Below are 9,979 nucleotides of genomic sequence, written 5' to 3'. Positions count from 1 at the left end.
TGCCGAGGTGCTGCGTGCGCTCGACGCGCTGCAGATCGCGTCCAAGGGCGTGGCGACACCCGCCGACTGGACGCTCGGACAGGACGTCATCGTGCCCCCGGCAGTGAGCGACGAAGACGCGAAAGCGAAGTTCGGTGAGATTGACGCCGTGCTGCCGTACTTGCGCAAGGTCAAAGCCCCTGTGTAGCCCCGTGGCGCCCCGTGCCGGTGCTGGCCGAGCGCGGGGACGTCTCATGCGCAACAACTGAACCGCCTCACGATGCAGAACGAACTCGCCGTATCAGACCCGGTTGTCCAGGGCCCGCTCTCCGACAACGAACGCCTCAAGCGAGAGAGCAACTTCTTGCGAGGCACCATTGTTGACGACCTGGCCGACCCCATCACGGGCGGCTTCAGCGCGGACAACTTCCAGCTGATCCGCTTTCATGGCATGTACCAGCAGGACGATCGGGACCTGCGACCGGAACGCCGCGAGCAAAAACTCGAACCGCTGCACAATGTGATGCTCAGAGCGCGCATGCCGGGCGGGATCATCACGCCCGCCCAGTGGCTGACCATCGACGACTTCGCCGAGGCGCACACACTGTACGGCTCGATTCGGTTGACGACACGCCAGACCTTCCAGTTCCACGGTGTGTTCAAGCCTGACATCAAGAACATGCACCAGGTGATCAACAGTGCGGGCATCGACTCCATCGCCACCGCTGGAGACGTGAATCGGAACGTCCTGTGCACGACCAACCCGGTCGAATCGGCGCTGCACCAAGAGGCGTACGAGTGGTCGAAGAAGATCTCCGAGCACCTGCTGCCGCAGACCAAGGCCTACGTTGAAATCTGGCTCGACGGTGAAAAAGCGACATCGACGGAAGAACCCATCCTCGGCAGTGCCTACCTGCCGCGTAAATTCAAAACCACCGTGTCGATTCCACCGAACAACGAGGTCGACATCCACGCCAACGACCTGAACTTTGTTGCCATCGCCGAGCAGGGCAAGTTGATCGGGTTTAACGTCCTGGTCGGCGGGGGGCTTGCGATGACCCACGGTGACACCTCGACCTACCCGCGCAAGGCGGATGATTTCGGGTTCATTCCGCTCGAGCACACCCTGGCGGTGGCCGAACATGTGGTCTCCGTGCAACGCGATTGGGGCAACCGCAGCAACCGAAAAAACGCCAAGACCAAGTACACCCTTGACCGCGTGGGCATCGAGCGCTTCAAGGCTGAAGTCGAACGGCGCGCAGGCATCGTGTTCGAACCCAGTCGCCCCTACGCGTTTACCCACCGCGGCGACCGATTTGGCTGGGTCGAAGGCGTTGACGGTAAACACCACTTGACCCTCTACCTGCTCAGCGGCCGCATACTCGACTACCCGGACCGGCCGCTCAAGACCGGCCTTCGGAAAATCGCGGAGGTGCACCAGGGCGACTTCCGCATGACGGCGAACCAGAACCTGGTGATCGCTGGCGTACCTGCCGATCAACGTGAGCTCATCGAGCGTCTCGCGCGCGACCACGGCCTGCTCGACGATCGGGTCAGTGAGCAGATGCAACACTCCATGGCGTGTGTCGCGCTGCCGACCTGCCCGCTGGCGATGGCCGAGGCGGAGCGCTACCTGCCGAGTCTGATCGGCAAGGTTGAGAACCTGTTGGACAAGCACGGTATCGCCGACGACAGCCTGGTGCTGCGGGTGGTGGGCTGCCCGAATGGCTGTGGCAGGGCCATGCTGGCGGAAGCGGGTTTGGTCGGTAAAGGGCCGGGCAAATACAACCTCTATCTCGGTGGCAACCGCGTCGGTACGCGTATACCCAAGCTGTATTTGGAAAACGCGGCGGAGCCAGAGATTCTTGCTGTCCTCGATGAGCTGATCGGGCGCTGGGCGCGCGAGCGCGAACCGCAAGAAGGCTTTGGCGACTTCGTCATTCGACAGGGCGTGGTGCCCGAAGTGGTGGTCGCGAAAAGGGATTTCCACGCGTGATCTTGTCGCAAGTGCCACCGGCCGTGAGCCCACTGTCCGAGGAGCAGATTCAACACATCGATCGCTTGGTTGGCAGCCTGACACCCGTTCAGCAGGCGTGGGTGAGTGGCTACCTGGCTGCCGCCGCGCAGGCTGCGGCGCCCGCGAACACGGCGGTGGCGCCGTTGCCGAGTGCCGCTGCGACCCTGACCGTGTTGTACGGCTCCCAAACCGGCAATGCCAAAGCGGTGGCCGAGACGCTGGCGCGCAAAGCGGGTGAGAACGCCTTGCCTGTCACATTGGTCGACATGGCGGATTACAAGCCCAATCAGCTCAAAAACGAAAACCACCTGGTTATCGTCGTGTCGACGTACGGCGAGGGCGAGCCACCCGAGTCGGCTGAAAAGCTGCACGCGTTTCTCGCCTCGAAAAAGGCCCCTAAACTCGACGGCGCACAGGTTGCGGTTATCGGACTGGGAGACAGCAGCTACACGCATTTCTGCCAGACCGCGATCGATTTTGAGCGTCGCCTGACCGCGCTTGGCGCCACGGTTGCGCTGGAGCACGCGCTACTCGACGTGGACTACGACGACGCTGCTGAGCTCTGGATCGACAGTGCCGTCACGGCGTTTGAACCCGCGCTCAAGCAGCAGACGGATAACAACTCGGCGAGCATCGCAAGCACCGCCTTCGGTGGCGCTGAACCCGTTTCGATCTACAGCAGAAAAAACCCGTACAGCGCCGAGCTGAGCGTGGTCCAGAAGATCACTGGCCGCGATTCCACCAAGGACGTGCGCCACATTGAAATCGCTCTTGAGAATTCCGGGCTCAGCTACCAACCGGGAGACGCGCTGGGTGTGTACTTCGAGAACGACCACGCCGAGGTCGATGCGCTGATTGGACGGGCCCACCTGAACCCGGATGCCGAAGTCGCTTCCGGAAAGCGAAAAAAGCGTTTACGTCAAACCCTCGTCGAAGACGTGGAACTGACCCAGTCCTACCCAGGCTTTGTTGAAAAATACGCTGTAGCCACCCAAAACACTGCGCTAATGGCACTGTGTCAGGACAAGGCTGCACTGCGGCAGTACCTCGCCGATCGGCAAATTTTTGACATCCTGCGTGAACACCCGGCCAAGATCGGTGAACAGGCCCTGATCGACTGCCTGCGACCTGTGCAAGCCCGGCTCTATTCGATCGCCTCCAGCCAGCGTGAAGTCGACGACGACGTGCACCTGACCGTTGCCCTGGTGAGCGACGAGCACGAGGGCAGAGAGCGCCACGGCGGCTGTTCCGGGTTTCTCTGCCGACGCGCGCAGGAGGGCGACAGCGTTCGCGTCTTCATCGAACGCAACGACCGGTTTCGCTTGCCCGAGTCTCCCGAAACGCGTGTGATCATGATCGGGCCAGGCACCGGCATTGCACCGTTTCGCGGATTTTTGCAAGAGCGGGACGCAATCGGTGGCTCAGGGGCCAACTGGTTGTTTTTCGGGAATCCGCACTTCCGCCAGGATTTTCTGTACCAGGTCGAGTTGCAAAATTACCTGAAGTCCGGTCTCTTGACCCGACTCAGCGTGGCGTTCAGCCGGGACCAAAACGAGAAAGTGTACGTGCAGGACCGCCTGGTCGAGCAGGGCGAGGACGTGTACGCCTGGTTGGAGGAGGGCGCGCACCTCTACGTGTGTGGCGACGCCAACCGTATGGCAAAAGACGTACACCAGGCGTTGATCACGGTATTGCAGCAACACGGGGGGTACTCGGAGTCCGAAGCGGTTGCGTACCTGACGCGCCTGCGCGACGACAAACGCTACCAACGGGATGTGTATTAGCTGGCCCGGGCGCACAGCCGGGCCTGCGGCGATGGCGTTGCGCGCTCGCATGCAAAGCCAGCGCTCAGACGGCTGTGAAGCCCCCGTCAACCGGCAGGCAGACACCGGAAATCATCGCGGCGGCGTCCGAGAGCAGAAAGACGATCGGCGCCGCGCAGTTGTCTTCGGTGGCCCACTTCTGCAGCGGCATGGTCTCGAGGAAAGGCCCGCCGATTTCCTCGCGCCCCCAGTACCACTCGGACATCGGCGTCATCACCACCGTCGGGTTGACTGCGTTCACGCGGATGCCGTGTGGCCCGAGCTCGCGCGCCGAGACGCGCGTCATCGCATCGACTGCGCCCTTGGACGAGGCATAGGAGATGTGGCCGGCGAGCCCCACCAGTGATGCCTGGCTCGAGACGTTGACAATCGCGCCGCCGTCGCCGGCGTCGACCATCGCCCGTGAGGCGTACTTCGTGACCAGCAGTGTGCCGCGCGCGTTGATGTTGATGACGGCGTCGAACACCGCGGTGTCGGTGTCCATCGGCGTCGCGATTTCGCCGCTCCAGCCCGCGCAGTTGACGACGCCGTAGAGCGGCGTGTCGGCGAGGGCCGCTTCGACCTCGGACTCGACAGTCACATCGAACGCGCGCGTCGCGCAGCCGGTCTCTGCAGCGAGTGCCTCGAGCCGGTCGGCGTTGCGACCGGCTGCAATCACCGACGCGCCTTCGGCCACCAGTTGCCGGACGGTCGCCGCGCCAATTCCGCCTGATGCGCCGGTCACGAGCACCGTGCGCTCGCTCAAGCCTGTGTCCATGTCCGCCCTCTCCAACGCCTCAGCCCACCACTATGGCAGCCTGCGCGCTGACGATAAAGTGCATTTGGGCAGAGTGGATTTTCAGTATGTTGCCGGTTAGTCTCGGGCAGACTGGCGGAAGATGACGCCGGAGTACGACTACCTTGGAGGCAGTTTCATGATGTTTAAACGGAAGATGGTGGGCGCGCTCGTCGGCGCGATGGCCGTGGCCGGCCCCGCCGCAGCGATGGATTTCAACGGCGTGACGGTCAATGTGCTGACGCGCCCGGGCTACGTGATCGCGGGCCCGCTGATCGAACGGGGCAAGGATTTCGAGGCGATGACCGGCGCCAAGATCGTGGTCACCGAAGTGCCCTTTGCCGAAATTTTCCCGAAGATCCAGAACGATTGGGCCACCGGCACCAACTCCATTGACGTCGGTGTTTTCGCCGCCGGCTGGGGTGTCGAACTCGACGCGGCTGGGCTGCTCGAGGACCTCGACCCCTACATCGCCGAAGACGACAAGATTCAGCTCGACGACATCGCGCCGTACTTTCGCGAGTTCGGTCAGAAGGTCGGCGGCAAGACCAAACTGCTGATGGTCGATGGCGACTTTCAAATGGTCTACTACCGCACCGACGTGCTCGAAGCGGCCGGCCTCGACGCGCCGACCACGTGGGAGGACTACCTCGACGTCGCCTCGAAGATCCACGGGCAGGACATGAACGGCGACGGTGAGGGCGACTTCGGGTCGTGCATCTTCAAGAAGCGCAACGCGCAGTCCTACTTCGCGATCCAGACCTTCGCCGCGCCGATCGTGCAAACCCAGGGCACCGCCCAGGGCTTCCACTTCGACAACGCGACCATGAAGCCGCTGATCAACAACGCCGGCTGGAAGAAGGCCTTCGAGCTCTACAAGGCGACCGGTGAATACGGTCCGCCCGACGAGCTGAACCTCGACATCGGCGACACCCGCGCGCTGTTCAAGGCGGGCCGCTGTGGCCTGTTGGTCGAGTGGGGCGACCCAGGCACCTTGCAGCTCGACGACGACGCGTCCGCGATCAAGGGCAAGCTCTACGCGATCTCGGCGATCGGCTCGCGCGAAGTGCTCGACCGGGAAACCGGCGAACTCGTGCCGGTGACGGCCGAGTCGGCACCGCATGCGGTTGACGGCGTGAACTACTCGCCTTTCGCGGCCTTCGGCGGCTGGGCCGGTGCGGTCAACAAGCGGGCGGACGACAAGACCAAGGCCGCGGCCTACGCGTTCCTGTCGCACATGAACCAACCCGAGCAGTCGGGCGTCGACGTGACCATCGGGGCCACGGGCTACAACCCGTACCGTGTGTCGCAGCTCGCCAACATCGACCTCTGGGTCGAAGCCGGCATGCCGCGCCCGCTCGCGGAGAACTACCTCGGTGCCATCAATGCCGCGCTCGACAACCCGAACATGTCCTCCGACATGAAGATCCCGGGTGCGCAGCAGTACACCGGCGTGGTGCTCGACACCGAACTGGCCCGCTACCTCGCGGGTGAGATCAGCGTCGACGAAGCGCTCGAAAACATCGAGGAAGGCTGGGAGGAAATCACCGAGGATTTCGGCCGCGACGAGCAGGTCGCAGCACAGGCCCTGGCGCTGGGCGGCTGATCACAGCTAGCGACACGTGGCTTTTCCCGACGACACACGCCAGCCGGGCACTGTCCCGGCTGGCGTGCCCCTGCGTGACCGACTTGGCGAGTGGGTTGACCGCCACGCGCGCACGTTTTTCATCGCGCCCTGTGTCACGCTCATCCTGATCTTCGCGATCTTCCCGACGATCTACTCGATCTTCTTTGCCCTCAGCCGGGTGCGGTTCACCGGCAGTGGCCTCAAGTTCCGCTACGTTGGCTTTCGCAACTTTGCCAAGCAGTTCTTCGGCAGCGCCGAAGTGCATTTTCTCGGCCGCACCGAACCGGTCACGCTGTTCGGCTATGCGGTGTTTGCGGTTATCGTGATCGCGGTGCTCTGGTGGCTGATCCGTTCGATCAGACGAACCACCTGGGTCGGCATGATCGGCCGAACCATCTCCGCTGCCATGGCGATCTTCCTCGCCTGGATCCTCTGCGCCTCGTTCATTTCGGGCAACGCGATCGGCACGCTGTACACCACGCTTTTCTACGTGATCGTCGGGTGTGCGGTACAGTTCATCATCGGTACCGGGCTTGCGTTTCTGTGTTCACAGCCGATTTCCGGCAAGAATTTCTTCCGCGTGGTGTTCTTCATTCCCCTGATGATCACCCCGCTCGGCGTCGGCTACGCGATGCGCATGGTCGCCGACGTCAGCAAGGGCCCGATCGAGCCCATCCTGAACCTACTCGGCTTCAGCGACTGGATCTGGTCGGCGGACGCGTGGTCGGCGCGCTTCATCATGATGATCGGCGACTCCTGGCAGTGGATCCCGTTCATCTTCATCTGCATGCTTGCGGCGCTCGAGAACGTGCCGCGCGATCACGTCGAGGCCGCGCAGGTCGACGGTGCGTCAAGCGTGCAGATCTTCCGTGAGATCACCTGGCCGCAGGTCGTGCCGGTCGCCGTCACGGTGCTGCTGATCCGCATGATCGAGGCCTTCAAGATCGTCGACCTGCCCAACATCATGACCGGCGGCGGGCCGGGTTCGGCCACCGAGTCGATGACGCTCAATTCGATGTACATCTGGCGCGCAAACGACCTTGGCGGTTCGGCGGCAATCGCCTACCTGCTGCTGATCCTGACTGTCGTGGTGTGCGCGTCCTTCTTCAACTACGTGGTGCTCGGCCAGCTCAGGAAGGCTCGGTCATGAGCGACACCACCTACCGCTTTCGCCAGGCCGACCGCACGCTGTTCCAGCGGCTGTTCGAGGCGCCTGCGGTCGGCAAGATGTCGCCCGCCGCCAAAGTGGTGGCCTACACCCTGCTGGCGGTGTGGTCGGTGTTTGTGCTGTTCCCGATCTACTGGGTGATCATCACGTCGTTCAAGGACGCCGCCGCGGTCAACCAGGGGCCGTACTACCTCCCGTTCATCGATTTCCAGCCGACGCTCGACGCCTGGCGCACGCAGTTCACCGAAGACCCGAACTGCAATGTCGCCGCCATCGGCCGGCAGTTCGGCTTGCTGGCGCACAACTCGGTGGCCTTCGTGCTCTCGCCCTTCGTGACCATCGAACCGATGGAGCCGCAGATCTGCAAGATCTATCTCGCCTTCACCAACTCGGTCGTCATCAGCATCTTCTCGACGGCCATCTGCGTGCTGGTCGGCTCGATGGCCGCCTACGCGCTGGCGCGCATCCAGTACGCGCCGAAGTTCGGCAACATCATGACCTTCGTGCTGCTGCTGGTCGGCGTGATCATCGCGACCACCTACTATGGCGTCGCCTGGTGGGCCTCCTCGGCAGTGGCACTCGCGATGTTCTTTTTTCTCGTGCGCGCGATCGGGCGACATTACAAGATGAAGCTCAAGAACGGCGACATCCTGTTCTGGATCATTTCGCAGCGCATCCTGCCGCCGATTGTCGTGGTCATCCCGATTTACGTGATGTTCCAGGCGGTCAAGCTGCTCGACACCCACATTGCCCTGATCATGCTCTACGCCGTGGCCAACATGCCGATCGTCGTCTGGCTGATGCACGACTTCTTCGCGAGCCTGCCGATCGAGCTCGAGGAGTCCGCGCAGCTCGACGGCGCGACGCGCCTCGGCATCTTCTGGGAGATTGTCCTGCCGCTCACGCGGCCGGGGCTCGCGGCCACGACGCTGCTGATCCTCGTGTTGAGCTGGAACGAATACCTCTTTGCCGTGTTCCTGGCGACGGTGAAGGTGCAGACCATGCCGATCATGGTGGCGGCCAAGAACGCCGGGGAAAAGGGCATCTTCTGGTGGGAGATGTGCGCCGTGATCGTGGTGATGATCATCCCCGTCATCGTCATGGCCATTCTGTTGACGCGGTTCATTTCACGCGGGGTGTTGTCTGGAGCCATGAAAGGGTGAGTGATGTCTGACGACCAGCAGAAAGCGTCGGTCCGGTTCGAGAATGTCGAGAAACGCTTTGGCGACGTGCAAGTGCTCAGCGACTTTGACCTCGAGGTCGAACCCGGCGAATTCGTCGTGCTGCTCGGCGCCTCGGGCTCGGGCAAGACCACCGCCTTGCGCATCCTCTCGGGCCTCGAAACGCCCTCGGCCGGGCGCGTCTACATCGAAGACCAGGACGTCACCGACGTGCTGCCGAAGTACCGCAACATCTCGATGGTGTTCCAGTCCTACGCGCTCTACCCGCACAAGACCGTAGCCGAGAACATCGGCTTTCCGTTGAAGGTGCGCCGCGTGGCCAAGGACGCGATGGATGCGGCCATACGCGATGCCGCTCGGCAGGTGCAACTCGACGGCTTGCTCGAGCGTTTCCCGCGCGAGCTCTCCGGCGGCCAGCGGCAGCGCGTCGCGCTCGCGCGTGCGATCATCCGCCGCCCGTCGGTGTTCCTGATGGACGAGCCGCTCTCGAACCTCGACGCCAAGCTGCGCGGCCACATGCGCGCCGAGCTCAAGCACATGCAGCAGTCGATGGGCATCACCACGATCTACGTGACCCACGACCAGATCGAGGCGATGACCCTCGCGCACCGCGTCGCCATCCTCGAGAAGGGCCTGTTGCAGCAACTGGCAAGCCCGGCCGAGATCTACAACGACCCGGCCAACTTGTTCGTCGCGCAGTTCATCGGGTCGCCGCCGATGAACGTGATCCACGGCAGCCTCGAGGGCGACGCCTTCCTGACCGAGGGTGTGCGGGTGCCGACCGGCGTGACCGGGCGGGTCGACAAGGCCGTGCTTGGCATTCGGCCCGAGGACTGCACCGTGTCTGCGCCGGACGACGGCACGCTGACCGGGGCGATCTACACCAACGAGCTGATCGGCGATCACGCGCTGGTCACGGTCGACTGGGGCGGCGATCAGATCTCCGTCAAGGCCGCAAAAGACTTCGACGGCCGGCAGGGCGACCCGATCGGCGTGGTGATCCCGAGCGACAAGCTGTTCGTCTTCGACGAGGCCACCGGTTTTCGGGTGCGCTAGCGGCCATGGCCGTCTGGATCGACCTGCCAAAGGCGCTGTTCTGCGATCACGAAAAACCGGTCTGCCGCACCGGGGAGTTCAGCGTGTCGGCCTTTCGCTACCCGAGTGGTGTGTGCGCGCTGCGGGTGGCGAACGCGCGCGGCGAGATCACCGTGCTGCCCTACCAGGGGCAGCAGGTCTGGCGCGCGTCGTTCGACGGCCGCGAACTTACCATGCGCTCGATGTTCGACCAGCCCGTCGAGACCCGCACCTACCTCGAGACCTACGGTGGCTTCCTGATTCATTGTGGCCTCACGGGCCTCGGCGCGCCGGGGCCCACCGACACGCACGTGCTGCACGGCGAGCTGCCGAAC

9 protein-coding genes are annotated in these 9,979 nt (G+C 63.3%); 8 read left to right on the top strand and 1 reads right to left on the bottom strand.

The features are described from left to right. The 3 genes from AAGA11_21790 to AAGA11_21780 all read left to right on the top strand — a co-directional run. Positions 1-187 (top strand): peroxidase (locus AAGA11_21790; GenBank protein ID MEM9605506.1); only part of this gene is annotated, 187 nt, incomplete at its 5' end. Between the two features lie 72 nt (positions 188-259). After that, entirely contained in the window at positions 260-1,975 is a 1,716-nt protein-coding gene (cysI, locus tag AAGA11_21785) for an assimilatory sulfite reductase (NADPH) hemoprotein subunit (GenBank protein ID MEM9605505.1), read from the top strand. Next, a complete protein-coding gene (locus tag AAGA11_21780) occupies positions 1,972-3,780 on the top strand; it encodes an assimilatory sulfite reductase (NADPH) flavoprotein subunit (protein ID MEM9605504.1) in 1,809 nt (602 codons plus the stop codon). The genes cysI and AAGA11_21780 overlap by 4 nt, the downstream gene beginning before the upstream one ends. A 64-nt stretch (positions 3,781-3,844) precedes the next feature. Here the strand turns inward: AAGA11_21780 and AAGA11_21775 are convergent, their stop codons facing one another. Continuing rightward, on the bottom strand, positions 3,845-4,576 hold the full coding sequence (locus AAGA11_21775; GenBank protein MEM9605503.1) for an SDR family oxidoreductase: 732 nt from the start codon (positions 4,574-4,576) through the stop codon (positions 3,845-3,847). A 157-nt stretch (positions 4,577-4,733) separates the two neighbouring features. Here AAGA11_21775 and AAGA11_21770 point away from each other — a divergent pair, with 157 nt between their 5' ends. The 5 genes from AAGA11_21770 to AAGA11_21750 form a co-directional block, all read left to right on the top strand. Beyond that, on the top strand, positions 4,734-6,200 hold the full coding sequence (locus tag AAGA11_21770) for an extracellular solute-binding protein (GenBank protein ID MEM9605502.1): 1,467 nt from the start codon (positions 4,734-4,736) through the stop codon (positions 6,198-6,200). A gap of 16 nt (positions 6,201-6,216) precedes the next feature. Beyond that, positions 6,217-7,371, top strand: a complete 1,155-nt coding sequence (locus AAGA11_21765; GenBank protein MEM9605501.1) for a sugar ABC transporter permease — start codon at positions 6,217-6,219, stop codon at positions 7,369-7,371. After that, positions 7,368-8,552 (top strand): carbohydrate ABC transporter permease, encoded by a 1,185-nt coding sequence (locus tag AAGA11_21760; GenBank protein MEM9605500.1) that lies wholly within the window; start codon positions 7,368-7,370, stop codon positions 8,550-8,552. Before AAGA11_21765 ends, AAGA11_21760 begins: the two co-directional genes overlap by 4 nt. Before the next feature lie 3 nt (positions 8,553-8,555). Further along, on the top strand, positions 8,556-9,626 hold the full coding sequence (locus AAGA11_21755; protein MEM9605499.1) for an ABC transporter ATP-binding protein: 1,071 nt from the start codon (positions 8,556-8,558) through the stop codon (positions 9,624-9,626). 5 nt (positions 9,627-9,631) lie between these two features. Continuing rightward, on the top strand, positions 9,632-9,979 hold a 348-nt coding region (locus AAGA11_21750), incomplete at its 3' end, for a DUF4432 domain-containing protein (GenBank protein MEM9605498.1).

The organism is Pseudomonadota bacterium (genome assembly GCA_039196715.1).
Lineage (GTDB): Bacteria > Pseudomonadota > Gammaproteobacteria > CALCKW01 > CALCKW01 > CALCKW01.
The sequence above is the reverse complement of the archived record's forward strand: the minus strand, read 5'-3'. Positions and strand labels throughout refer to the sequence as shown.

Coding starts and splice junctions, on each gene's coding strand:
- cysI (MEM9605505.1), top strand. CDS start 260: ATGCAGAACGAACTCGCCGTATCAGACCCGGTTGTCCAGGGCCCGCTC.
- AAGA11_21775 (MEM9605503.1), bottom strand. CDS start 4,576: ATGGACACAGGCTTGAGCGAGCGCACGGTGCTCGTGACCGGCGCATCA.
- AAGA11_21770 (MEM9605502.1), top strand. CDS start 4,734: ATGATGTTTAAACGGAAGATGGTGGGCGCGCTCGTCGGCGCGATGGCC.
- AAGA11_21760 (MEM9605500.1), top strand. CDS start 7,368: ATGAGCGACACCACCTACCGCTTTCGCCAGGCCGACCGCACGCTGTTC.
- AAGA11_21755 (MEM9605499.1), top strand. CDS start 8,556: ATGTCTGACGACCAGCAGAAAGCGTCGGTCCGGTTCGAGAATGTCGAG.